General features: G+C 68.4%; 23 protein-coding genes, 1 other RNA gene and 1 pseudogene. 11 read left to right on the top strand and 14 right to left on the bottom strand.

Annotated elements, in window-relative coordinates:
• Nucleotides 1–13: 13 nt before the first annotated feature.
• Nucleotides 14–1,351 carry a type I glutamate--ammonia ligase gene (gene glnA / locus QH168_RS10845; RefSeq protein WP_280234434.1) on the bottom strand — a complete coding sequence of 446 codons (1,338 nt, stop codon included), beginning with the start codon at nt 1,349–1,351 and terminating at the stop codon, nt 14–16.
• Between the two features lie 85 nt (nt 1,352–1,436).
• Nucleotides 1,437–2,978 (bottom strand): alpha/beta hydrolase, encoded by a 1,542-nt coding sequence (locus QH168_RS10840; protein WP_280234432.1) that lies wholly within the window; start codon nt 2,976–2,978, stop codon nt 1,437–1,439.
• A 314-nt stretch (nt 2,979–3,292) separates the two neighbouring features.
• On the opposite strand from QH168_RS10840, the gene panB reads away from it, so the two are divergent.
• The 4 genes from panB (at nt 3,293) to QH168_RS10820 (ending at nt 6,659) form a co-directional block, all read left to right on the top strand.
• On the top strand, nt 3,293–4,147 hold the full coding sequence (gene panB, locus QH168_RS10835; RefSeq protein WP_280234430.1) for a 3-methyl-2-oxobutanoate hydroxymethyltransferase: 855 nt from the start codon (nt 3,293–3,295) through the stop codon (nt 4,145–4,147).
• A gap of 230 nt (nt 4,148–4,377) precedes the next feature.
• A complete protein-coding gene (locus QH168_RS10830) occupies nt 4,378–4,815 on the top strand; it encodes a hypothetical protein (RefSeq protein ID WP_280234429.1) in 438 nt (145 codons plus the stop codon).
• The gene (gene pip, locus QH168_RS10825; RefSeq protein ID WP_280234428.1) at nt 4,815–5,777 is read left to right on the top strand and encodes a prolyl aminopeptidase; all 963 of its coding nucleotides are present in this window, start codon (nt 4,815–4,817) and stop codon (nt 5,775–5,777) included. Before QH168_RS10830 ends, pip (QH168_RS10825) begins: the two co-directional genes overlap by 1 nt.
• Before the next feature lie 3 nt (nt 5,778–5,780).
• On the top strand, nt 5,781–6,659 hold the full coding sequence (locus QH168_RS10820) for a CHAD domain-containing protein (protein WP_280234427.1): 879 nt from the start codon (nt 5,781–5,783) through the stop codon (nt 6,657–6,659).
• 96 nt (nt 6,660–6,755) lie between these two features.
• Here QH168_RS10820 and QH168_RS10815 read toward each other — a convergent pair whose 3' ends face one another.
• The 3 genes from QH168_RS10815 to QH168_RS10805 all read right to left on the bottom strand — a co-directional run bounded on the left by QH168_RS10815 (nt 6,756) and on the right by QH168_RS10805 (nt 8,995).
• Nucleotides 6,756–7,106 (bottom strand): DUF4377 domain-containing protein, encoded by a 351-nt coding sequence (locus QH168_RS10815; protein WP_280234426.1) that lies wholly within the window; start codon nt 7,104–7,106, stop codon nt 6,756–6,758.
• A 95-nt stretch (nt 7,107–7,201) separates the two neighbouring features.
• Entirely contained in the window at nt 7,202–8,644 is a 1,443-nt protein-coding gene (locus tag QH168_RS10810; RefSeq protein WP_280234424.1) for an RNB domain-containing ribonuclease, read from the bottom strand.
• Between the two features lie 18 nt (nt 8,645–8,662).
• The gene (locus tag QH168_RS10805) at nt 8,663–8,995 is read right to left on the bottom strand and encodes a hypothetical protein (protein WP_280234421.1); all 333 of its coding nucleotides are present in this window, start codon (nt 8,993–8,995) and stop codon (nt 8,663–8,665) included.
• Nucleotides 8,996–9,406: 411 nt separating this feature from the next.
• Here QH168_RS10805 and QH168_RS10800 point away from each other — a divergent pair, with 411 nt between their 5' ends.
• Nucleotides 9,407–9,856, top strand: a complete 450-nt coding sequence (locus tag QH168_RS10800; protein ID WP_280234420.1) for a hypothetical protein — start codon at nt 9,407–9,409, stop codon at nt 9,854–9,856.
• Between the two features lie 66 nt (nt 9,857–9,922).
• Here the strand turns inward: QH168_RS10800 and rnpB are convergent.
• Nucleotides 9,923–10,338, bottom strand: an RNA gene (gene rnpB, locus QH168_RS10795) — RNase P RNA component class A.
• Nucleotides 10,339–10,374: 36 nt separating this feature from the next.
• On the opposite strand from rnpB, the gene QH168_RS10790 reads away from it, so the two are divergent.
• Nucleotides 10,375–11,262, top strand: a complete 888-nt coding sequence (locus QH168_RS10790; protein ID WP_280234418.1) for an alpha/beta hydrolase — start codon at nt 10,375–10,377, stop codon at nt 11,260–11,262.
• Between the two features lie 410 nt (nt 11,263–11,672).
• Nucleotides 11,673–12,068, top strand: coding sequence for a nuclear transport factor 2 family protein (locus QH168_RS10785; protein WP_280234417.1), 396 nt, complete (start codon nt 11,673–11,675; stop codon nt 12,066–12,068).
• Nucleotides 12,069–12,148: 80 nt separating this feature from the next.
• On the opposite strand, the gene QH168_RS10780 is transcribed toward QH168_RS10785, so the two are convergent.
• Together QH168_RS10780 and QH168_RS10775 are read right to left on the bottom strand one after the other, a co-directional pair.
• Nucleotides 12,149–12,985 (bottom strand): class I SAM-dependent methyltransferase, encoded by an 837-nt coding sequence (locus QH168_RS10780; protein ID WP_280234416.1) that lies wholly within the window; start codon nt 12,983–12,985, stop codon nt 12,149–12,151.
• 83 nt (nt 12,986–13,068) lie between these two features.
• Nucleotides 13,069–13,941, bottom strand: a complete 873-nt coding sequence (locus QH168_RS10775) for an NAD(P)-dependent oxidoreductase (protein ID WP_280234415.1) — start codon at nt 13,939–13,941, stop codon at nt 13,069–13,071.
• A gap of 49 nt (nt 13,942–13,990) precedes the next feature.
• Here QH168_RS10775 and QH168_RS10770 point away from each other — a divergent pair, with 49 nt between their 5' ends.
• Entirely contained in the window at nt 13,991–14,398 is a 408-nt protein-coding gene (locus QH168_RS10770; protein WP_280234413.1) for a MerR family transcriptional regulator, read from the top strand.
• On the opposite strand, the gene QH168_RS10765 is transcribed toward QH168_RS10770, so the two are convergent.
• Both QH168_RS10765 and QH168_RS10760 read right to left on the bottom strand, forming a co-directional pair.
• Nucleotides 14,399–15,016 carry a class I SAM-dependent methyltransferase gene (locus tag QH168_RS10765; RefSeq protein WP_280234411.1) on the bottom strand — a complete coding sequence of 206 codons (618 nt, stop codon included), beginning with the start codon at nt 15,014–15,016 and terminating at the stop codon, nt 14,399–14,401.
• Between the two features lie 102 nt (nt 15,017–15,118).
• A complete protein-coding gene (locus tag QH168_RS10760) occupies nt 15,119–16,090 on the bottom strand; it encodes an NAD(P)/FAD-dependent oxidoreductase (RefSeq protein ID WP_280234409.1) in 972 nt (323 codons plus the stop codon).
• 102 nt (nt 16,091–16,192) lie between these two features.
• Between QH168_RS10760 and QH168_RS10755 the strand changes: the two are divergent.
• A pseudogene (locus tag QH168_RS10755) lies at nt 16,193–16,516 on the top strand (SDR family oxidoreductase); the annotation flags it as partial.
• Between the two features lie 44 nt (nt 16,517–16,560).
• A complete protein-coding gene (locus QH168_RS10750) occupies nt 16,561–17,109 on the top strand; it encodes a GNAT family N-acetyltransferase (RefSeq protein ID WP_280234407.1) in 549 nt (182 codons plus the stop codon).
• A gap of 157 nt (nt 17,110–17,266) precedes the next feature.
• On the opposite strand, the gene pip (QH168_RS10745) is transcribed toward QH168_RS10750, so the two are convergent.
• The gene (gene pip / locus QH168_RS10745) at nt 17,267–18,238 is read right to left on the bottom strand and encodes a prolyl aminopeptidase (RefSeq protein WP_280234406.1); all 972 of its coding nucleotides are present in this window, start codon (nt 18,236–18,238) and stop codon (nt 17,267–17,269) included.
• A gap of 121 nt (nt 18,239–18,359) precedes the next feature.
• Here pip (QH168_RS10745) and QH168_RS10740 point away from each other — a divergent pair, with 121 nt between their 5' ends.
• Nucleotides 18,360–19,775 carry a molybdopterin molybdotransferase MoeA gene (locus tag QH168_RS10740; protein ID WP_280234405.1) on the top strand — a complete coding sequence of 472 codons (1,416 nt, stop codon included), beginning with the start codon at nt 18,360–18,362 and terminating at the stop codon, nt 19,773–19,775.
• On the opposite strand, the gene QH168_RS10735 is transcribed toward QH168_RS10740, so the two are convergent.
• Genes QH168_RS10735 through QH168_RS10725 form a run of 3 tightly spaced genes read right to left on the bottom strand, consistent with a single transcriptional unit; the run spans nt 19,698 to nt 23,810 of the window.
• Nucleotides 19,698–20,270, bottom strand: a complete 573-nt coding sequence (locus tag QH168_RS10735) for a DoxX family protein (protein WP_280234403.1) — start codon at nt 20,268–20,270, stop codon at nt 19,698–19,700. The genes QH168_RS10740 and QH168_RS10735 overlap by 78 nt on opposite strands.
• A 49-nt stretch (nt 20,271–20,319) precedes the next feature.
• A complete protein-coding gene (locus QH168_RS10730) occupies nt 20,320–22,023 on the bottom strand; it encodes an ABC transporter ATP-binding protein (protein WP_280234401.1) in 1,704 nt (567 codons plus the stop codon).
• Entirely contained in the window at nt 22,020–23,810 is a 1,791-nt protein-coding gene (locus QH168_RS10725) for an ABC transporter ATP-binding protein (RefSeq protein WP_280234399.1), read from the bottom strand. Before QH168_RS10725 ends, QH168_RS10730 begins: the two co-directional genes overlap by 4 nt.
• Nucleotides 23,811–23,888 lie beyond the last annotated feature (78 nt).

The raw sequence follows: 23,888 nt of genomic DNA, 5'->3' as shown, positions 1-23,888 counted from the left end.
CCCCACCGCGCTCTCACAGCCCGAGATACTCCTTCAGCTCGAACGGCGTCACCTGGCTGCGGTAGTCCGCCCACTCCCGACGCTTGTTGCGCAGGAAGAAGTCGAACACGTGCTCACCGAGGGTTTCGGCGACCAGTTCCGAACGCTCCATCGCCTGCAACGCCTCGTCGAGAGTGCCGGGCAGCTCCCGGAATCCCATGGCGCGGCGTTCGGCGGCGGTGAGCGACCAGACGTCGTCCTCGGCCTCCGGCGGCAGCGTGTACCCCTTCTCGATACCGCGCAGGCCGGCAGCCAGCAGCACCGCGAAGGTCAGGTACGGGTTGCAGGCCGAATCAGGGCTGCGGATCTCGACGCGCCGCGACGAGGACTTGTTCGGCGTGTACATCGGCACCCGCACCAGCGCCGACCGGTTGGACCGGCCCCACGACGCAGCCGTCGGCGCTTCGCCGCCGTGGATGAGGCGCTTGTAGGAGTTCACCCACTGGTTGGTGATCGCGCTGATCTCGGGGGCGTGCTCGAGGATGCCCGCGATGAACGCCCGCGCGGTGGCCGAGAGGTTGATCGGATCGTCCGGATCGTGGAAGGCGTTCGCCTCGCCCTCGAACAGGCTCATATGCGTATGCATGGCCGAACCCGGGTACTGGGCGAACGGCTTGGGCATGAAGGTGGCGCGCACACCTTCGTCGATGGCCACTTCCTTGATCAGGTAGCGGAAGGTCATCACATTGTCGGCCATGGACAGCGCGTCGGCGTAGCGCAGGTCGATCTCCTGCTGACCGGGCGCGCCCTCGTGATGGCTGAACTCCACCGAGATGCCCATCGATTCCAGCGCGTCGATGGCGTGGCGACGGAAGTTGGGCGCGGAGTCGTGCACGGCCTGGTCGAAGAAGCCGCCGCTGTCGGCGGGCACCGGGTCCGAACCGTCGGGGGTGTTCTTCAGCAGGAAGAACTCGATCTCGGGATGCACATAGCAGCTGAAGCCGACGTCACCGGCCTTGTTCAGCTGGCGGCGCAGCACGTGTCGCGGATCGGCCCAGGACGGGGACCCGTCGGGCATGGTGATATCGCAGAACATGCGCGCGGAATGCTGATGGCCCTTGCTGGTGGACCACGGCAGCACCTGGAACGTCGACGGATCGGGCCTGGCGACCATATCGGCCTCGGAGATCCGGGCGAATCCCTCGATGGCCGAACCGTCGAAACCGATGCCTTCCTCGAAGGCGCCTTCGAGTTCGGCGGGGGCGATCGCCACGGACTTCAGGTAGCCCAAGACGTCGGTGAACCAGAGCCGCACGAAGCGGATATCCCGCTCTTCGAGCGTCCGCAGCACGAATTCCTTCTGGCGATCCATGACCGCGACTGTAGGCACCTGGCGTTAAATCTGTGTTACATGGCGGCACGGGATTTGTATCCCGTGCGGTGAGCCGACCTGCGCGTCAGCACCTGAGCCCCGGTTGGGGCGCGATCAACTCGGTCAGATAGGCGATGACCGCGTTGTCCACACAGGGCGAACCCTCGTTCAACACCACCGTGTGGCTGTCGCCCTCATAGGTGATCAGCGCGGCGCCCAGCTGCTCGGCCAGGTCGACACCTGCCTGATACGGCGTGGCCGGATCGCCGGTGGTGGACACGACGACCGTCGTCGGCAGACCGTTCACCGAGATCTCGTGCGGTTGGCTGGTGTTGGGCACCGGCCAGCTCGCGCACAATTCCAGCGGCGCCGCACCGGTGCCGCGGCCGTCGTCCATGAACGGGGCGGCCTTGCGGTATTCGGTGTCCTGCACGGCCGCAACGGCCGGATCGGTGATGCGCGGATCGTCCACGCAGCGAATGGCGTTGAAGGCGTCGTTGAGGTTGTTGTAGGAGCCGTCCTCGTTGCGACCGTTGTACAGGTCGGCGAGCTGGAGCAACGTATCGCCGCGGCCCTCACCCAGTTCGGTCAGGCCCAGCGACAGCACGCGCCAGAAGCTCTCGCTGTAGAGGGTCTGCCGGACGCCGGTGAGAGCATCGCCGTAGCTGAGGCCACGGGCGTCGGTGGTGGAAGCGGGCGTATCCCACAGGGGGTCGACCAGTTCGCGGAACCGCTTCACCGCGGTGGACAGATCGTTACCGAGCGGGCAGTCCTCGCGGGTCACGCAGTCGGCGGCGTAGGCGTCGAAGGCGTTCTGGAAGCCTTCGGCCTGGCGCAGCGACTCCTCCACCGGGTCCTGGGTCGGGTCGATCGCGCCGTCGAGCACCAGTGCGCGCACATTGCCGGGGAACTTCTCGGCGTAGGCGGTGCCGAGTCGGGTGCCGTAGGAGTAGCCGAGATAGCTGAGCTTCGGATCGCCGAGCACGGCCCGGATGACGTCCATGTCCTGGACGACCTCGCGGGTGCCGACATGGGCCAGGAACTCCTCGCCGGTCTGCTCGACGCAGGCGTCGGCGTATTCGCGGTTGTCGGCTTCCTCGGCCGCGATGCCCTCGGGCGTGTTCTCCAACGGCGGCTCGGCGCGTTCGGCGTCGGCTTCCTGCGGGGTCAGACAGGCCACCGTCGGCGTGGACGAGCCGACACCGCGCGGATCGAAACCGACCCGGTCGAACCGTTCGGCCACCGCGGTGCCCCCGCCCACCGACACGGTGGACAGACCGGACATGCCCGGCCCGCCGGGATTGAGCAGCAGCGAACCGATGCGGTCCTTCCCCTCCGCCGGGAGCCGCGACAGCGCGATCTGGGCGGTGGCGCCGCCGGGGTCGCTGTAGTCGACGGGAACGGTGATGCGGGTGCACTGGGTGGCGGGCGGCAAGGTCTCGTCCGGTCCGGTGAAATCGGCGCAGCTGCCCCACTGCGGGGTCTGGGTGTAGAACTGTGCGAGGCCGTCCGGGGGCGGGGGCAGCGGTGCCGGGGGTTCCTCCCGCGACTCCGCGCAACCGGCTGCCACAGCCGCCACCGCCAGCACCGTCACCAGCACACCACGCCCACTCCGCACCGGCGCCATGCTAGTCGGGGTTCGGAGTGCCGCCGCACAGCGCCACCTGGGCATGAGCGCCGCGTAGCCGTGCGACCGCTGCCGCTCATCCGTGCGCCCGTTCGTTCGCGCCGGCGTCTTCCGCGCGACGACGACCGTGACACCCCGGCTGCGTCCCGCGATTCGGCCGCGGCTGTTCGCGGGCTCCGTCGCGCGGTGGCAGATGTGACCAACTGCACTGGTCGCGGGCCTTAAATGGGCGGTGCGGCCGGTGGCACACTGGATGGCGTCACCCAGACCCGGGGACCCGTACACGGGCCTCGAGGACGACGAAAGGGACGATGATGTCCGTATCCGATTCGGAAACCCCTGCCTACGGCGCCACCTCCGCCGAGACGAAACCACGACGCAAGACCCGTGTCCCACATCTACAACAGATGAAAGCCGCGGGCGAACGCTGGTCCATGCTCACCGCCTACGACTACTCGACAGCGCGGCTGTTCGAGGAAGCGGGCATTCCGGTGCTGCTGGTCGGCGATTCGGCGGCCAACGTGGTCTACGGCTACGACACGACCGTGCCGGTCACCATCGACGAGCTGATCCCGCTCGTGCGCGGCGTGGTGCGCGGCGCACCGCATGCGCTCGTGGTGGCCGATCTGCCGTTCGGCACCTACGAATCCTCACCGCAGCAGGCATTGGCCACCGCGACCAGGTTCATGAAGGAGGGCCAGGCGCATGCGGTGAAGCTGGAGGGCGGTGAGCGGGTCGCCGAACAGATCGCGCTGATCACGGCCGCGGGCATCCCGGTGATGGGCCATATCGGCTTCACCCCGCAGAGCGTCAACACCCTCGGCGGTTTCCGGGTGCAGGGCCGCGGCGACGGCGCCGAACAGCTCATCGCCGACGCCATCGCGGTACAGGAGGCCGGTGCGTTCTCCGTGGTGATGGAAATGGTCCCGGCCGATCTCGCCGGTCAGGTCACCCGCAAACTCACCATCCCCACCGTCGGCATCGGCGCCGGCGCCGACTGCGACGCCCAGGTGCTGGTCTGGCAGGACATGGCCGGTTACACCAGCGGCAAGACCGCCAAGTTCGTCAAGCGTTTCGCCCACACCGGCGACGACCTACGCACCGCCGCCGCCACCTACGCCGACGAAGTCCGCCGCGGCACCTTCCCCGGCCCCGAACACAGCTTCTGAGCCACCTCCGGTCGGGCAGCGTGCACACTCGCTCTGCCCGGCCGGTCTGCGCGGGGACCGCCTCGCGCACGATCTCCCAGTCGATACCGAGGCGACGGAAACGGCTGCGGCGGTCGCGGGTGCACGCCCCGGCGGCGGGAACGTCGGGCGGACGGTGTATCGGGGAAATGGCAGACTCGGGGGCGAAACTCTCGAGTCGAGCAGAGGTACTGATGCCGCAACGTCGTTGGATGTCCCGGAGCACGCTGGTGGTGGCCGGGGTGTGTGCTGCTGTCGTATTGACCGCGTGCGGAGGTGAATCCGGGAGCGGATCGAGCGAGGCGGGTGGGTCGACGACCATCGCGCCGACGAGCGTTCCGACGCCGGGTGGGGTGACGCCGCCCGCGCCGGGTAAGCCGCTGGAGGTATCGGATTCCGCGGCGACCGGGCTGTGCGAGATGATCCGGCCCGAGCTGTCGAACTGGCGGGTGCAGGGGCCGACGCTCGGACGGATCGGTTTGAACGCGATGGTGCACGATTGGGCGCTGCGCAATGGCGCCATCAATGCCCAGGTGCTGGCCGACAAGCCCTCGATCGACCGGATCACCGTGAAGGCCTGCCCGGATGTGCGGCAGCAGGCGGTGGACGCGCTCGAGCTGCCGGATCTGGCCTCCGGTCTGGCGTTCTGATGCGCACCCTGTACCCGCCGATCGAGCCCTATCAGCAGGGCATGCTCGACGTGGGTGCGGGCCAGTCGGTGTATTGGGAGGTCAGCGGCAATCCCGACGGTAAGCCGGCGGTGTTCCTGCACGGCGGTCCCGGCGGCGGTACCGCGCCGTTCCATCGGCAGTTCTTCGATCCGGCCGAATATCGGATCGTGCTGTTCGATCAGCGCGGCTGTGGACGCTCCACCCCGCATATCGCCGATGGCGCGGATCTATCGGTGAACACCACCGACCATCTGATCGCCGATATCGAGCAGCTGCGCGAGGCACTCGGCATCGAGCAGTGGCTGGTGTTCGGCGGTTCGTGGGGATCCACGCTCGCGCTGGCCTATGCGCAGCGTCATCCGCGGCGCGTCACCGAGCTGGTGTTGCGCGGGATCTTCCTGCTGCGCCGCAAGGAGATCGACTGGTACTACAACGGCGCGGCAGGCTACGTCTACCCGGACGAGTGGGAGAAGTTCCTGGCACCGGTCCCCGAAGCCGACCGCACCGGTGATCTGGTCGAGGCCTATCACCGGCTACTGCACTCCCCCGACGAGGACGTAGCCACGGCCGCCGCGATCGCCTGGTCCACCTGGGAGGGCGCGACGAGTTCGCTGCTGCCGCAACCGGATCGGGTCGCCGAAACCGGTGAACCACGGTTCGCGCTGGCCTTCGCCCGCATCGAGAACCACTACTTCCGGCACGGCGGATTCCTCGACGAGGGCCAGTTGCTGCGCGATATCGACACGATCGCGGATATTCCCGCGGTGATCGTGCAGGGCCGCCACGACATCGTCTGCCCGGCCGTCAGCGCATGGGAACTGCATCGGGCGTGGCCGGGTTCGGTACTGCACATCGTCGACGATGCCGGGCACGCGGCCAATGAGCCGGGAATCACCCACCGCCTCGTCGAAGCCACCGACGGGTTCGTGAAAGGACGCTAGGTCATGACGGCCACGGCCGCAGACGCGCTGATCGCGGCGCTGGGTGAGGACATCGATCGGCTGCTGACCGCAGAGCCCGAAGTGCGCGCCGACGCATGGGATTCGGTACATCAGATGCGTGTGGCGACGCGCCGTCTGCGCAGTGTGCTGCGCTCGTATCGGCGGCTGTTCCGGCGCAATCCCGCAGCCGCCATGGGCACCGAATTGGCGTGGCTTGCCGGACTGCTCGGCGTCGCGCGGGATGCGGAGGTGCGGGCCGAGCGGTTCGCGGCGCTGCTGGATTCCGAGGTGGTCGCCGGAGCGGATCCGGCGGTGCTCGACGCGGTGACCCATCGGCTCGTCGACGCCGAACGCGCACGGTACGAGTCGGCACACGCCGAGGTACTCACCGCCCTCGACAGTGACCGCTACCGTGCGCTGCGGGCTCGCCTGTCGCGCTGGCGTTCGGCACCTCCGCTGCGCAAGGGCCGCGTGGACGGCCCGGCGGCCGATGCGTTCACCACGGTGCTCCATCGCGATCGGGCACGTCTGGCTCGATTGATCCGCACCGAGACCACCGCCACCCTGGATCAGCGGATCGAGTTACTGCACGATATCCGCAAGGGCGCCAAACGTTTACGCTATTCCTGCGAGGCCGCCGCCGACACATTGGGTGGGCCGGCTCGCGAACTCGGGGCGCAGGCCAAACGATTGCAGACCGTTCTCGGCGATCACCGTGATGCGGTCGAATCCCACGAGGCCATCCTCGCCCGCGCCGCCGACGCCCGCGCCGCCGGTGCGGACACCGCGCTCTACATGGCTCTGGCCGATGCGGAGGACCGGGCCGCAGGCGAGCATCTGGCCCGCTATCCGGCCACCGCGGCGGCGCTGTCACCCGTCTGAGGCTCACGCACTACACAGCGCAGCCGCTGACCGTCTCGGCCGATCGGCGGCGGCCGCTCGGAACGCCCGGTGACGCTGACACCATGAGCACAGCGTTCACGCCGGTGTCTTGCTCGCTATCTCGACGAGTTCGTACCGCTGTGACGAGTGGTCGGCGGGCGGGTTGCCGACGGACGTCACGCGGACCACCAACTCGTATTCGTAGCCGGGTTCGTAGGTGAAACCATCGATACCGTCATAGAACAGCTGCCAGTCCTCGCCGGGCGCATAGCGCACCTGTAGGCAGCGCATCGGCGCCACGCCCACGCAATCGGCCTGCTCCGCGGCGACGGACATGCGGACCGTGTCATCGTCGGCGGGTGGCACCGCCTCCGTGTCCGAGCCGCATCCGATAACACCGAAGGCGACGAGCAGGAAGGCGAGAAGCAACGATGATCGACGAGCCATCGAAGGGTCCTTTCATCGGTGGGGCGCCACGCCGCTGACCGTGCCGAGGGTAGCGGACGCGTTGCCCGACGACGCGGATCGGCAAGGTTTGTGTATCAGGACAGGGCCGTGAAGATCACCTTGCGAGTCACCGGGTCGGCCGAGGTCAACCGCACCCGTACCGTCGCGCCTTCGGGCGGCGAGCCTTCGCACGGTCCGAGCAGCGGCGGGTCGGGGATGAAGATCTCCGCGGGGCGGTTGCCGTTGCCCTCGCGCACCACGACGGCGTCGAATTCGGCGCCGACGCGTTGGGACAGCAGCGTCGCCTCGGTCAGATCGATACAGGCGCGTTCGATCTTGTTGGCCACACCGTCGCTGCGTTTCATGGTGTCGGCGGTCGATGCCAGCCCCTCGCGTACCCACTCCGGGACCGGCGTGCCCGCGCAGTGGGCCAGGCAGATCTCGGTGGTGAAGCGGTCGACCAGACGCCGCAGCGGCGCGGTGACATGAGCGTACGGTGCGCCGATCGCGCTGTGCCGCAGCCTGTCCGAGGCCGGGTCGGTGCCATCGAGAACGGTGTAGGCGGCGCCGCGCAGCAGGCCGGTGGCTTCCGACATGAGCACCAGCGCGGCGGGTGTGTTGGCGTCGAGCCCGGCCAGCATCCGACCCACCGGTTGATCGGCGGGCCAGGCGATGCCGAGCGCGGCGGCGGTGCGGCGGATCGAGGCGATGGCCGAATCGGGCGGCGGCGGCATGGTGCGCAGCAGGCCGATGCGTTCGGAGCCCTCTCCGCCACCGTCGAGCATGATGCGGGCCGCGCACATCCCGGCCAGCAGCGAAACCTGTTCGTTCCAATCATCGACATCGGTGCGCGGTTCCAGGACCAGGCGCCAATGCCCGTCGGCGGCTTCGTCGCGGATCACGCTCTGCGCGGGCAGTCGCAGCTCGATCGCGCCGCGCGCCAGGCCCGCCGCGATGCGCCGCGTACCGAATTCCGGTAGGGCCGCGATCGACGGTGGCAGGCGTCCGGCGTCCGCGTCGGCCTGGACACCGGCATAGTCGAGACGGGCGCGGGAGCGCACCAGCGCGCGCTGCACCGAATACCGCACCGGCTCGGTGTCATGGTCGAGTTCGATGCTCCACAACGCCGCGGGGCGGGTCTGGTCGGGCAGCAGGCTGGCCGAGTTCTCCGACAGCACCGGCGGATGCAGCGGCACGGTGGTGTCGGGCAGATAGAAGGTCTGGCCGCGGGTACCGGCTTCGGCGGCGAGAGCACCGTCCGGGACCACGACGGCGCCGAGGTCGGCAATGGCGTAGTGCAGTAGGAAGCCGGTATCGGTGCGTTCGAGATGCAGCGCCTGGTCGAGGTCGAGCGCTCCCGGCGGATCGATGGTGACGAACGGGATATCGGTGCGATCCACCCGGATGCCCGCGAACGCGTCGACCGCGTCGCGGGCTTCCGCGGTGGCCTCGGCCGGATAGGTCGAGGTCAACCCGAATTCGGATCGAATGGCGCCGAAATCGACCGGCGCCGAGACGATCCGCTGGTGGAGTTCCACGCTGTGGGTGCTACTTCGCTACTTCAGCGCCAGCATGGTGCCGCTCAGCTGGTCGAACGGCCCGAAGACGGTGAACACGACCCGACCCTCCGGATACTCCGACGACAGCGCCGCAGCCGAATCGAGGGCGGTGCCGAAGGAGGCCGCCGACGGATGCGGCAGACCGGCGAGGGTGCGCCCGACACCACTCTGATGCACCCATCTGGTGTCGGCCGGGTTGAGGTCGACCTGTACCCCGCCCGGCAGCGGGGTCACCGCGACGGCTCCGGCGGAACCGGCGCCGAGCGTGGCGAAAACCGATGCGGCCCCGGCGATGAACGCGCCGACGACCAGAGAACGAACTACCCGCATATGAGTTGAGACCTGCTTCCCGAGTGTTTCAGTGTGAGTGATGCATCGTGAGTGATGTATCGCAGCCCCGCGACGCATTTCGATCCGACGGCGACCACTCTATGACCTCCATCACGTTCTGGGCCAGTTCCGGACGAATCCGGCGCAGATGACGCGCCGACTCGGCGGCCCGCCGTCCCGGTCGCTGCTAGGGTGGCCGAGCGTAACCATCCCGCTTCACGACATCTTGGGAGTTCCGCACCTCATGTCCACACTTGTGTACGACTACCTGCTGCCGCTGCTCGGTCCCGAACAGGCCGCCAACTTCGCGCGGATGCTGCTGATCGGCCCCGCCTGATCCAAGCCGGTAGTTCGCCTCCCGTCCATGTCGCGGGAGGCGATTTCCGCCGGGTGCCGCTAGCATCCGGCAACGTGATCAGAACTTCCGCCGCGATTGCGGCATCTGCCTGCGCCCTTGCCCTGTTCGTCGCCGGTTGCGAGGACGAGACGAGCTCCAGCGTCGCCCAGACCACTGCGGCGACCTCCGGTTCGGCGAGCGCATCGGCGACCGGAACCAAGTCCGGCACCGCCACCAGCGACGCGGCCGCACCATCGACCGAGGCCGATGACGATATGGGCCTCGACACCGTCAAGGTCAGCTCCTTCGTCGTCGCCTACAAGCAGGCCTTCCCGAGCCTGTCCGACGGCCGCAGCGATGAGGAGATCGGCGAAATCTTCACCGATACCTGCGAGGACATCCACGAAGGCAAGCCCGAGTCCGAGATCCTGACCGAGATCTCCAACCGCACCAAGAACGGCCGCGGTTCGGCGTCGCCGGAGGAGTCGAAGGCGATCTACGAGATGATCAAGGTGCTGTGTTGAGACGCACCGAAGACTGATACCGATGCGGCGGTGCCCGAGTGGGGCACCGCCGCATCGCCGTATGGGCGGACGAGTCGGCGTATAAGCCGGATCCTGTCCCCGGTTCGCACCGGGTGGCGGCCATCCATCTGGACACACCGTTGCCGGGTGCCTCGAGCGGTCCACCCGCAGGCTCGGGCGAGCAGCCCTCGAACACCTGCGCAGTCGCACCGCACGCGATGCGACCTTCGACCTTGCTCCGGGCGGGGTTTACCGAGCCGCCCCGGTCACCCGGGGCGCTGGTGCGCTCTTACCGCACCGTTTCACCCTCACCACACGATCCCGCAGGATCGCGGGCGGTCTGTTTTCTGTGGCACTGTCCCGCGGGTCGCCCCGGGTTGCCGTTAGCAACCGCCCTGCTCTGTGGAGTCCGGACTTTCCTCGGCGGCGGGCTGCGACACCGCAGTGCCCGTTCCCGTCGCCGCGGCCGCCCGGCCGACTCGTCCGCCAGGACAGGATACTCGGTAAGTTGTTCGACCATGGAACGTGTCGAGGTCAGCTTCCCGTCGGGGGGAGAGCAGTGCGCCGCCTGGCTCTACCGCCCGGACGGCGTGCCCAAACCCCGCCCGCTCGTGGTGATGGGACACGGCCTGGGGGCCAACAGGGAAATGGGATTGGATAGGTACGCGCGACGGTTCGCGGCCGCGGGTATGGGGGTGCTGGTCTTCGACTACCGCCATTTCGGTGCCAGTGACGGCGCACCGCGTCAGCTGCTGCATATCGCCCGTCAGCGTGCGGACTGGCATGCCGCGATCGCCTACGGGCGCACCATTCGCGGTTTCGATGCCACCCGGATCGCGTTGTGGGGCACCTCGTTCAGCGGCGGGCATGTGCTGTCCATCGCCCCGGACGACGCCTATATCGCCGCCGTGGTGGCTCAGGTGCCGTTCACCAGCGGGTGGGCCGCGGCCCGAGCCAAGGGCCCGACCAGCCTCACCAAGGTCGCCACCATCGCCGCCACCGATCTGCTGATCGGCCCCATCCGGCGCAAGCCGGTGCCGGTGCGATTGGCCGGGCGCAAACGCTCCGCGGCGCTCATGGCCGCCTCCGATGTGCCGGAGGGCTTCGGCAGGCTTGCCGAGGAAAGCGAGACCTATCAGCCGAAAGTGTCTGCTCGCGTCGCGTTCTCGGCACTGTTCGACGCACCGGGCCGTCGCGCCAAATCGTTGAAGATGCCGGTGCTGTACGCGCTGTGCGACAACGATTCGATCGCCCCGGTCAAGAGCGCGTTGCGCGCCGCCGAACGCACCAAGCACGCCATCGTGAAGCGTTACGACGCCGGACATTTCGACATCTATTTCGACGACCTGTTCGAGCAGGCCGTGCACGACCAGACCGAATTCCTGGTCTCGGTCCTGCGCCCCTGACCGATCGGCACCGGCGGGGCCGGTATCGTGGAGGTACCGAGCCCGCCCTTCCGGTGGCAGGCCATGTCGAAGGCTCCGATGCGCCGCGAAGCATCGTTGTTGTGGATCACGCTCTCATGTCCGGCGCACCTGGCACCGCACTCACCTTCCGCGGGAAGGATTTTCCCGCCCGCCGATGAGCGCCGCGCGGGTACGGACCCGCCCGGAACTGCGCCGCCAGCGCCGTCACCGTGCGCACGGCTGCTGGAATCACCTCGTGAGCCGGGCCGACTCGGAAATACTTGCCGCTCCCGGAGTAGACAGGCGATCGTTCACTGCCGCCTCCGCGGAGGGACGTCGGCCCCTTCGAAGCTCACGTAGTGCTCCATTTGTCCAAGACGGGCTGTCGGTGCGGTGCGATCCTCGGATTCATGAGTGAACAAACCGTATCCAGGGAGTTCGAAACGTTTACGCAGCTGTGCAGGGACTGGGACGATGCGCTCGTCGCCAATGATGTGGAGCGCATCGGATCATTCACGACGCCGGGGTGGGTGTTCGTCTCGCAGGACGGGGTGATGGCGGGGAGTCGGTTCTTGGCGGCGGTTGGCAGTGGGGTGGTGCTGCATGATGTTTTCCGGAGCGAGGTGACGTCGGTGGTCGGGTTGGGTGAGGTCGCGGTGGTCGTGGCTCGGGTGTTCAACACGGGCGTGTATCAGGGTGAGCGGTTCGAGAACGACGAGTGGGCCTCCGATGTGTTCGTTCGGCGCGAGGGGCGGTGGCTCTGCGAGGTCACTCATCTCACTCCGGCGCGGAGCGCGCCTGAATGAGCATGTCCTCGGCCCGCCACTGTGCCGAGGACATGCGGGCAGGGCCGGCGGACCGGCACCGACCGCAGTCCGCGTCGGTGTTATCGAATTCGTCGCGCGACGATCGCGAAATTCAACGGGATACGCGGTACGCCGTGCGCCAACGTCCATCCCTCGGCACAACCGACCAGCGAAGGGAATGCGGGCCAATCCATGTAGGGCAGTTCGTGGAGAGCTTCGATGCGCAGGTCTGCCCGGATCAGGGCGGTGACTATCTCGCCCAGGCCGTGCTGCCATTGATGATTGGTTGTGTGGGCTACCTGGCCGTCAGAATCCTCGGTGTAGCTGCCGGAGTCCTCATGGGTGAGCGCACCGCCGCCACCGAGGTAGTCGTGGGTGATGGTCCAGGGACGGAAATCCACGGCGCCCAACAGCGGATGATCGTCGCGGATGAGGAACACGCCCCCCGGTTCGAGAAGGTCGTGGATGGACTGCGCCCAGTCGATGAGATCCGGGAGCCAGACGATGGTTCCGGCGCTGGTGACGATCGTGTCGAAGCGGCGGTCGATGCGGGAGGAGGCGTAGCGGGCGTCGCCCTCCACCCAGGTGATGTCACGGCCGTCGGCTTCCGCGATGCGAGCCGCGTGCCGCAGGGAGTTCGGCGAGAGGTCGAGGCCGTGCACCTCGGCCGCCCCGAGCCGCGCCCACGAAACGGTGTCGGTGCCGATATGGCATTGCAGATGCAGTAAGGAACGGCCTTCGATACCGGACGCCGGCAGATGCGGGGCGAGCACGGCCAGATCGTTACGCACGACCTGGGAGATGTCGGCGGGATCGGCCAGAAAGGCGTCCACGTCATACATTTTCGAGCGCGCGTGCACATCTGCCCGATCGTCCCAGTTGGTGCGGTTGGCGGCGATGGCCTCTGCCTCGTACACGGCCGGTCCTCTCAACGGATTCGGATCTCTCGACCGACCCTTTGTACAGAACACCGGATCCCGATACCACCGATTTTTCCGGATCATTCGTGCGGTGTGCCGAATTCCTCGATCAGCACGGGATATTCCTCGCCACCGTGTCCCGCGAGGACAGAGCGGTCCGCCATCGCCTTGATCAACTCGGGCAGTTCGGCATTGATACCCGCCGCTTCGCATTCCTCGATCAGGTGCGCCATCGTCCGTACGTGGGTCTCCAATGAGGCCACCTCGGCCGGGTAAGACCCCCTGTCGATCTGCTCCGCATGTCCGGGCAGCCATTCGGCCACTTCGGCGGCCATCTGCCGCATGAACGGCGCGAACGTCACAGCATCGACACCGGCCGTCCTGAGCAGGGCGGTGCCCTGAAGCCAGGCATTCAGAACGCTCCACATCATGGCCAGGCCCGCCACGTCGTACAGCGATGCCAGACCATGATCGGCACCGAGGTAGGTGACGGTGCCGAGCACGTCGAGGGTCGATGCGTTGGCTTCGAAATCCGCCTGCGGCCCGCTGTACAGCAGCACCGCGTCGGCGCTGCCGATCACCGGTGGGACCGCCATGATGGCGCCGTCCAGGTATCGGGCGCCGCGCTGCTCGGCCCACCGAGCCGCTTGCCTGGCGTGAGCCGAGCTGCCGGAGGTCAGATTGAGCACGGTGGTGCCGTGCAGATCGCTCGCGCCGAGCAGCTCGTACATGGCCTGGTAGTCGGTGACGCAGATGATCGTCAGGGAACCGGCCTTCAGCGCGTCGTCGACGGTCGGCGCCATGCGCGCACCCTCGGCCACCAGCTGATCGGCTTTGGCGGCCGTCCGGTTCCACACGGTTGTCGGATGCCCGGCTTTCAGGAACGCACCCGCGAGCGCCTGGCCCATCAGGCCGAGTCCGATGATTGTCACGGTTGTATCGGTAGTGGTCATGGGAGCATCATCAACGTTCATACCGATATGAAGGTCAAGTGAGGATGCGATGCGGATCGGAGAACTGAGCAGCCGGACGGGTGTCAACACCCACCAGTTGCGCTACTACGAGGCGCAGGGCCTGCTCGAGGCAGACCGCGGCGCGAACGGCTACCGCGACTACGACGAGTCCGCCGTGCTGCGGGTACAGCAGATCCGGCATCTGCTCGGTGCCGGCCTGTCCTCCGAGGACATCGCCTACATGCTCCCCTGCGCGACCGGAGCAGCACCTGAACTCCCCGGCTGCCCGGAGATGCTGGCCGCGATGCGCTCTCGACTGCGGCGAATCGACGACCAGATGGACCGGCTCACCCGATCCCGCGACGCCCTCGCCGACTACATCGCGGCAGCCGAACGCACAGGCGACGACCACTATCCGCCCCTCGACGGATCCGATCGCGAGTCGATCCCCGCCTGATTACACGCGACGGGCTCGCAGCACTGTGTCCGCGAGGGTGACCTCGGTGCCGTGTGGGCCAGGGGTGCGGCGTGAACGGTCTTCGGCGACTTGGATTTCCCATCGGGACGGGTCCAGGGTGGTTGCGATGTCGGTGGCGGTGATGTGGGCTCGGGATGAGTGGGCGTGGGCGGACAGGTGGTCGGTGGGGTGGTGGCCGACGATGAGCAGAGTGCCGCCGGGGGCCACGGCGGCGGACAGGCGGGCGAACAGGTCCCGCGGGGAGCCGGAGGTGTGTACGTAATGGGTGCAGACCAGGTCGAAATGGGCTGTGGGGGGATGCCATTCGGTGAGGTCGGCCTGTTGCCAGGTGATGCGGGATGCGATGTCCGCACCGGCGGTGCCGGCGCGGGCGCGGGCCTGGTCGAGTGCAGCGGTGGAGATGTCGACGGCCGTCACCTGCCAACCGCGGGTGGCGAGCCAGATCGCTTCGCCACCGGTTCCGCACCCCGCGTCCAGCGCCGTGCCAGGGGCCAGCTCACCCACCTCCGCGACGAGCTGGGGATTGGGCTCCCGGTCGGCGGCGTGGGTGCCGTGGTAGCGGGCTTCCCAGAACTCTTTGCCGAATTCCTCGGTCACGGTGATCCTTTCGGTTGATGTGGGTGGGCGCCACAGCGGGTGGCGCGGTGGGGCGAGGCCCCTTGCCGCACCGACCCGCCGCTTGCACTGGACAGATCTCGTCTACACCTCGGCCGGGGACGGCTCCCGGAGCGCGGCAACGGCCAGTCGCGTTTCCTCCGCGACCAAGTCGGCGTTGATCTGCGCGCCCGCCATGGTCCCGGCGGCCCCGGCCGCGCCCACCTGGGCGGTCAGATCGGTGACATTGCCCGCCACCCACACACCCGGCACGTCGGTGCGCCCGGTCGGGTCCGCGGGAATGTGTTCACCGACGCCCATGGGGTGCTCCACCGGCGTCAATCCGAGGTCGTTCAGGAAGCTCGCACGCGCCACCATCCGCGAACCCACCGCCAGCGCGTCGCGGGCGACGACGGTGCCATCGGCGAGCCGGACACCCACCAGCCGATCCCCCGCGACTTCCAGCGCCGCCACCTCGCCGGTCACCACCCGAATTCCGCGTGCCGCGAATTCCTCGGCGACCTCACCGGTGGGCGCCGCCGCGGTGTGGGCGAAGAATGTCACGTCATCGCTCAGCTGCCGGAACAGCATGGTCTGGTGCACCGCCATCGGGCCGCTGGCGAGCACGCCGATGGCCTGATCGCGCACCTCCCAGCCGTGACAGTACGGGCAGTGCAGCACATCGCGACCCCAACGCTCGCGCAGACCGGGAATATCCGGGAGCACGTCGGTGAGACCGGACGCGACCAGCAGCCTGCGCGCCCTGGTCGATCGGCCATCGGTCAGCGTGACCGCGAATTCGTCGCCGTCGCGCACCGCGGTGCGCACCTCGCCGGTGAGCACCTCTCCCCCATAACCACGGACCTCGGACCGGCCACGCTCGAGCAGTTCGCCCGGTGGCACACCCTCGCGGCCGAGCAGTCCGTGCACGCCCTCCGCCGGTGCGTTGCGCGGCGCGCCCGCGTCGATCACCGCCACGGTCCTGCGCGACCGCGCCAAGGTCAGCGCACCACTCAATCCTGCGGCTCCGCCGCCGAGTACCACCACGTCATAGCTGCTTTTCAGCTCATCGGTCACGTTGACCACCTCCGCAGACGATGATGCGGGCACTTGTCGATCCCGGCAAGAAAAATTGCCAATACCGCAAAATTGGGCGAGCCAGGCACCGGGCGATACCGCGGCAACCGCGGCCAGGCCAACTATGCCGCGGCCAAGGCGGGTATGCAGGGCTTCACCAAGACCCTCGCCTTCGAACTCGGCAAGTTCGGCGTCACCGCGAACGCCATCGCACCCGGTTTCATCGTCACCGAGATGACCGCGGCCACCGCCGCCCGCGTCGGCGCCTCCTTCGAGGACTTCCAGACTGCCGCCGCCTCCCAGATCCCCGTCGCCCGCGTCGGCTACCCGGAAGACATCGCCCACACGGCCTCCTTCCTCGCCAGCGAGGGCGCGGGCTTCGTCTCCGGTCAGGTCATCTACGTCGCCGGTGGACCCAAAGACTGATCAATTCCCTTGCGGGTGTGCTCTATCCGGCGCACGATCGACCGATGATCGTGCGCCGGGTACACCCCGAGGACTGGCCGACCGCCCGAGCCATCCGGCTCGACGCGCTCGCGGGATCGCCGCCGGGCACCTTCAGCACGACCTTCGCCGAAGCCTCGGCATGGGACGAACAACACTGGCGCGCATGGGCGAAGGGGCGCACCCTGTTCGTCGCACAGAACGGCGACACCCCACTCGGTTCCGCGGCCGGTTGCCTACCGGATGGATCACCGGAACTGGTGTCGGTGTGGGTGAATCCCGTCGCTCGCGGCACCGGAACATCCGACCGCCTCGTACACGCGGTGTGCGACTGGGCCCGCACCGGCGGACATGCCGAACTGCGACTGTGGGTGCTCGACGGGAACCATCACGCGGAGAATCTGTATCGGCGCCGAGGATTCCACCGCACCGGACGCGCGCAGCCCTGCGGACCGGATGACCCGCGACCGGAGAACGAGATGATCCTGCGGTTGAGCCCTCCAGCTGAGCCGAGCGAACCCGGCGCACAGCCGGATTCCCCGGTACGACATTCGCGTCGGTCAACCGATCGATAACGCTGCCGACATCGTCGACAAGCGGCACACGAGGCCATTCCCCGAAGGCACCGTCGCCGCGGTCGGAGGTGCGAACGCGTTCGCCGGATCGATTCTCATGGGGCAGGGGCCTTTCCGGTGATCACCTCGCATTTCGGGTGTGCTGAGTTCATCGTGCTCACCGCCGCCCGAATCGCGCGACGGCCGACAACACGGCCTCCCTCATGGCCGGGCTCCCGGTGTGCCCGGAATCGTCGATCACCTGTAGCTGCGCCTCGGGCCAGGCCGCGGCCAGTTCCCAGGCGGTGCGCAGTGGTGCGCTCAGGTCGAGTCTGCCGTGGATGAGTACGGCCGGGATGCCGGTGAGTCGGTGGGCCTCACGCAGGAGTTGACCGTCGGGCAGCCAGGCGGCGTGGGCGAAATAGTGGGCGCAGATCCGCGTCATCGCCAGCATCTCTTGTTCCGATCGGGCGCTGTACTGTCCTGGCGATCCGGTCTTCTCGTGCGCGATGACGGCATCCTCCCACGCACACCAGCGGCGCGCGGCCGTCAACCGCACCTGCGGATCGGGATGATCGAACAACCGGCTGTACGCGGCGACCAGATCACCCTCGCGTTCGGCAGCGGGGACACCGTCGCGGAATGCTTCCCACTGTTCGGGCAGCAGGAGCCGCACACCGCGATAGAGCCAGTCGACCTCCTCGCGCCGCGTCATCGTGACGCCGACCAGCACGATTTCCGAGACCCGCTCCGGATATCGCTGCGCGTACGCGAGGATCAGGGTGGAACCCCATGATCCGCCGTACAGCAGCCATCGCTCGATCCCCAGATGGACCCGCAACCGCTCGATATCCGCGATCAGATGCTCGGTGGTGTTGTGCGCCAGGCTCACTCGTGGATCGGCCGCGTTCGGCAGGCTCTGCCCACATCCGCGCTGATCGAAGAGCACGATGCGGTAGATCTGCGGGTCGAAGGTTTTGCGTGAGCCGCGCGATCCTCCCGATCCGGGACCGCCGTGCACGACAAGGGCGGGTTTTCCGGCGGGGTTTCCCGAAGTCTCCCAGTAGATCCGCTGGCCGTCACCGACCTCCAGCAGCCCGGACGCGTACGGCTCGATTGTGGGAAAGGGGCGCGGCGGCGGTGAATCCACGGACCGGACGCTAACACGGTTCGCACAACCTCATCGGGCGGACTGTGAGCGCACCGTCACGGTGGGGCAACTGCGGTGCAAATGGCGGGAAATAGGAAGCGGTGAGGATGGTGGGCATGATGTGGGTGAACTCGGGTCGATGGGCGCATGGGCGGCGGGCGGGCGGCCCGGCGGCGGCGCAGGGGGCCGACGATGCCGCGTTCGTCGGCGGCGGGTGCTCGACGCCACCGGCAGTCCGTGCGGCCCGGATATTCCGGGCTCGGCGGGTCGCCATGCCCGCGCCGGGAGGCTCGCGGTGAGCCCGGCGGCCGCACGGATGGCGGTGGCCGACCACGGCACGTTCGATCGGGACATCGGTGACGTGCCCGCGCGCTCGGTGGACGACGCACGGGCATGGCTGCGGGAACGGCTCGAGCCGATCGGGAGCGCCGAGCGTCCGTTGGCCGAGGTCGTCGGTGCGACGCTGGCCGGTCCGCTCACCACCGCGACCGCGTTGCCACGCGTCGACACCGCCGCCATGGACGGGTACGCGGTCTGCGGGTCCGGGCCGTGGGTGCTGCGCGATGACACCCGCGTGGCGGGCACCCATGGTGGTCGACCACTCGAGTCCGGGCAGGCGGTCCGCATCGCGACCGGGGCGCCCGCACCCGCCGGTTCGACCGCAGTCATTCGCGACGAATTCATTTCCACCAGTACGCTTTCCGGCGAAACGCTGGTGATACGCGACCCGGACGCTCCGGTCCGCGACGATACGCGGCGGCGCGGCGAGAACTGGGCGCCGGGCGCTCGGCTCGCCGCGGCGGGAACGCGGGTGTCCGGGGCGGTGGTGTCGGCGGCATTGAGTGCGGAGATGCATGCGGTGCCGGTACGTGGTCCATTGCGCGCGGATGTACTGATCACCGGTTCCGAGATCCGGGCGGAGGGTCCACTGACACCGGGCCAGACCCGTGACGCGATCGGCCCGGTACTGCCCGGTTATCTGCGGGCGTGCGATATCGAGACCACGCATGTCTGGCGGCTCGACGACTGCCGGGAACTTCTCGGCTCCTGGTTCGCCTTGCGTTCGGACGCCGAACTCGTCGTGGTGGTCGGCGCCACCGGCCGCGGCGCCGCCGACCACCTGCGCGCCCTGCTGTCCGGGCTGGGCGCCGAGATCCTGATCGACGGGCTCACCATCCGGCCCGGCGGCTCCCAGCTGGTCGCGCTGCTCCCCGACGGCCGAGTGCTGCTCGCGCTCCCCGGCAACCCGTTCGCCGCGATCGCCGCCCTGCTGATCACCGGCCCGGCGATCGTCGACGCCCGCACCGCGCGCACCCCCACCGAACCGCTGCGTGGCCGGATCGCCGACTCGTCCGGCACCCAGGACAGGCACACCCGCGTCGTCCCGGTCTGCCAGCAACCCGGCGGGGTCTGGCACAGCACCGGCCCGGTGCACACCCCGCACCTGGCGAGCCTCATCTCAGCTCAGGCGCTCGCCCTGCTCCCGCCCAAGTCCGGTCGAGGAACGCTGGTCGAACTCATCCCCATTCCGCGGTGAGCCCCACAGCTTTTCGCGCATATCTGACACCGTCACACCCGACACCCACACCGCGACGGCGATGAACACGATCTGCTCCGGAATCCGAAACCACAGCGGGGTCGCGGGATCGCCGTTCAACGGAATATCGGAGACCGCCGCATGGACGTTCGCCGGAAACATCACGACGAACAATGCGGCGAGGCCGAGTCCGGCGGCCCGCCGGGTGCCGGTGACGACCAGACCCGCCGCGCCGAGCAGTTCCAGCACACCGGTCAGGTAGACCGTGGCGCCAGGAAAGGGGACGAACGCCGGAACCATGGCGACGAGATCGTCATGGCTCGGCATCGCATCGACGGTGTCGGGAACGAAGTGGGCGAGGCCGGTGAAGACGAGCATCACCGCCAGTCCGTGCGCGAAAGATACTCGCCAGGTATCGAATCGGCGGACGCCGAAGGCGCCGAGCATACGGAAGACCAGGGTGGGGACGATCAGCAGCAGCGGGGTGGTCAGCACAGGGCACTTCCGATCAGGGATGGCGCAGGGGTGGCGAGGGGACGGGTCATCACCGTGCTGTGGCGATGTTCCAGAACTCGGCGTAGCGGCCGCCGCGATTCAGCAGGTCGTCGTGGGCTCCTTCTTCCACGATGCGCCCGCCGTCGAGGAAGACGACGCGGTCGGCGGTCTGCACGGTGTGCATGCGGTGGGCGACCATCAGCACCGTCCGGCCTGCCATCAGCCGTTCGATGCCCCGGTGGACGGCGGCTTCGTTGACCGGGTCGAGGGCGGAGGTGACCTCGTCGAGCAGGACGATGGGGGCGTTCTTCAGCAGGGCACGGGCGATGGAGACGCGCTGGCGTTCACCGCCGGACAGCAGCGCACCGCCTTCGCCCACGTCGGCGCTCCACCCGCCGGGAAGCCGTTCGATCACCTCGTCCAAACCCGCCGCCGTTGCCGCAGCACGGATGTCGGTGCTGGTGGCGTCGGGGCGGCCGAGACGAATGTTGTCTTCGATGGTGCCGTCGAAGAGGTAGACGTGCTGGAAGACGATGGCGATCTGCGTCATCAGTGCGCTGCTGCCGATATCGCGGACGTCGACGCCACCCACCCGCACCGCGCCCGCGCTCACCTCGTGGAATCGCGCGACGAGCTGGAGCAGGGTGCTCTTGCCCGCGCCGGAGGGGCCGACGATCGCCACCCGCGCACCGTGCGGCACCGTCAGGCTCAGGTCGCCGATCACGGTGCGGTCGCCGTGTTCGAAGGTGACGGCGTCGAACTCCACATTGTGGCGTTGCGGCCGGACGGGCTCGGCGGGTTCCGGTAGCGGCTCGGTGCGCAACAGGGTGTCGAGTCGCGTCAGCTGGGCGCGCGCACTGCGCAGCTTGCCGCCGATCTCGGCGAGCGACAGCAGCGGTTCGGCGCATCGGGCGGCGAGCACCAGGAGGGCGAGCACCTCGGCCGCGCCGATCCTGCCGCCCACCGCGAGGTAGGCGCCCAATGCGAGCAGCACGGTGAACGTCGCCTGCACGGCGAGGGTGAGGCCGACGATGCCGGGTAGGGCGGTCAGCGCGGATCGGCGGGCAGCGCCCTGGAGGCCGCGCAACGAATCATCGAGCAGGTCGAAGCGTTCGGTGGTCCGGCCGCCCGCGCGCAGCACCGGCTGGGCCTGGAGATATTCGATGACCCGACCGGCGGCCCGCTGGTCACGTTCGTGACGTACGGCGTCGGCGTCGGCCATCGCGCGTCCGGTCCTGGCCTGGATCACCGCCACCAGCGGGACGGCGAACAGGGCGGCCAGCCCCAGCTGCCAGTCGAAGACCGACATCACGACGACGATCGTCAGCGGTGTCACCGCGGCGGTGAGGAACGGGGCGAGCAGATGCGCGATGATGCTCATCGCTTCCAGCACGCCACGGCCCGCCAGTACCGATACCTCGCCGACGCGGTCGGGGCCGTACCAGCCGATGGGCAGCCGGGCCAGGTGGTCGCCGAGCCGGTGGTAGGTGCCACGCAGCAGAGTGGTTCCGGCACGGAATCCGGCCAGATCACTGAGGTAGCGCAGCACCGCGTACACCGCGACCGCGATGCCGAACGCGATCAACCACGGCCAGGCGTTCTCGGGGGCGCCGCCGAACAACTCCCGGAGCACAGGGACCAGCAGCGCATAGGACAGCCCCTCCAGGATCGCGGTGGTGATCATCAGGGCCACGGTGCGGCGCACCGGCCCGGCGTACTGATTGCCCAGCACGCGCAACAACATTCCGATCATGACGACACATCTCCTCGATGAGATTGCCAGAACGCGGCGAACCTGCCCCGCGCGGCCAGTAACTGTGCGGGAGCGCCGCTGTCCACGATCACCCCGTCCTCGAGCATCACTACGGTGTCGGCGTCGGCGATGGTCTCCCACCGGTGGGCGATGACCAGGATCGTCCGGTCACCGCGCAAGCCGGCCAGCGTGTGGCGCACGGCCTGTTCGGTCTGCGGGTCCGCGAATGCGGTCGCCTCGTCCAGCACCAGAACAGGGGTGTCGGCCAGCAAGGCGCGAGCGAGCGAAAGACGTTGTGCTTCACCGCCCGACAGCCCGATCTCCGCGCCGAGCACGGTGTCGTAGCCGTGCGGCAGCTCCAGTATCCGGTCGTGGATGCCCGCCATCTCGGCGGCGCGCACCACCTGCTCGCGGTCGGCGCGCGGGACTGCGAGCGCGATGTTGTCGGCTACGGAGGCACGCAGTAGCCGCACGTCCTGGAAGACGAAGGAGACCCGCCGATACAGCTCGTGACTGCCGATCTCGCGCAGGTCCACACCACCGAGGGTGATCATGCCGTGGGTCGGGTCGAAGAACCGTGGAAGTAGCTGTACGAGTGTCGATTTACCGCTTCCCGATGGCCCGACCAGCGCGGTGACGGTACCCGGTTCGAGCACCAGATCTATGCCACGCAACACCTCCCGGTCGGTGTCGTAGCCGAACCGGACCGCACGCAACTCCACCCGGTGGCCGCGTGGTGGGACGGGGTGAGCGGGTTCGGACAGCGGCTCGACGTTCAGCACGTCCCGGATCCGGCCGACCGCGCGTCCGGCGGCCTGCATATCGTCGAAACCGTGGCCGAGCGCTGCGACCGGGGCCGTCACACCCAGCCCGAGCAGCAGGAACGGCAGCAGATCGGCCGGAGCCAGCGTGCCACCTGTGATCAGGATCGCGCCGCCCGACAGCACGATCAGCAGGACGAACGGCGGTGACAGGGCCAGCTGCATTCCGGCGGCGATCGGGGAAAGTCCGCGCGCCCAGCGCAGGAACGTATCGGCGAAATCATCGACCGCCGTGGCGAACCTGCGGTGCGCGTGTTCGCCACCGCCGAACGCCTTGACCACCGCGATGCCCTGGACGAACTCCACCACCGCGTCGGCGATACGGCCCATCGCCGCGTCGAAATCGCGCTGCTCGCGCTGCCGGGCCGACGTCATCATCAGCGGGACCAGCGAGACGGCGAGCGCCACCGGGATCAGCGTGATCAAGGTCAGTCGCCAGTCGACGGTGACCAGATAGACCAGGGACACCAGCGGCACCACGAAGGCCGACACCAACTCCCCCGGCGCGTGGGCGATGAACGGATGCACCGCGCTCACGTCTTCGCCGACCACCTTGGCCAGCTCACCGGTCCGGCGCCGCGAGAACCAGCCGATCGGGACGCGGCCGAGGTGGGCGGCCAGCTGCCGACGCAGCGACAGCTGCACCCGGCCGTCGAGCAGATGTCCGAGCCCGGAGGACGCGGCGGTGAACAGCAGCCGGACGAACAAGCCCGCCGCTCCCAGCGCCACCACGAACCGGACATGACCGTGGTCGATGGGTTCCGGTGCCAGCAGCGTGCGGCCCAGCTCGATCACCGCCAACAGCGGCGCAAGACCGGCCACGGCACCGATGACCTGGAGGACGACCACGGCGGTGAAACCGCCTAGGTGGGGACGCAGGAGCGTGGCGAGGCTCTGTGGACCGGTTCGGCCGGTATCCGATGGGGCCGATCGTTCTTTCGTCGCGGTGAGGTCGGTGGTGGTCATCGCTGTCCCGTCGTGGATCGCTCGTCTCGACGCGTCGTCGTCGAGCCGGGAGCGCGTGAGCCGATCGAGCCACGCGCC

It is taken from the genome of Nocardia cyriacigeorgica (assembly GCF_029868385.1).
GTDB classification, from domain to species: domain Bacteria; phylum Actinomycetota; class Actinomycetes; order Mycobacteriales; family Mycobacteriaceae; genus Nocardia; species Nocardia cyriacigeorgica_F.
This window is presented reverse-complemented; position numbering and strand designations above follow the sequence as displayed.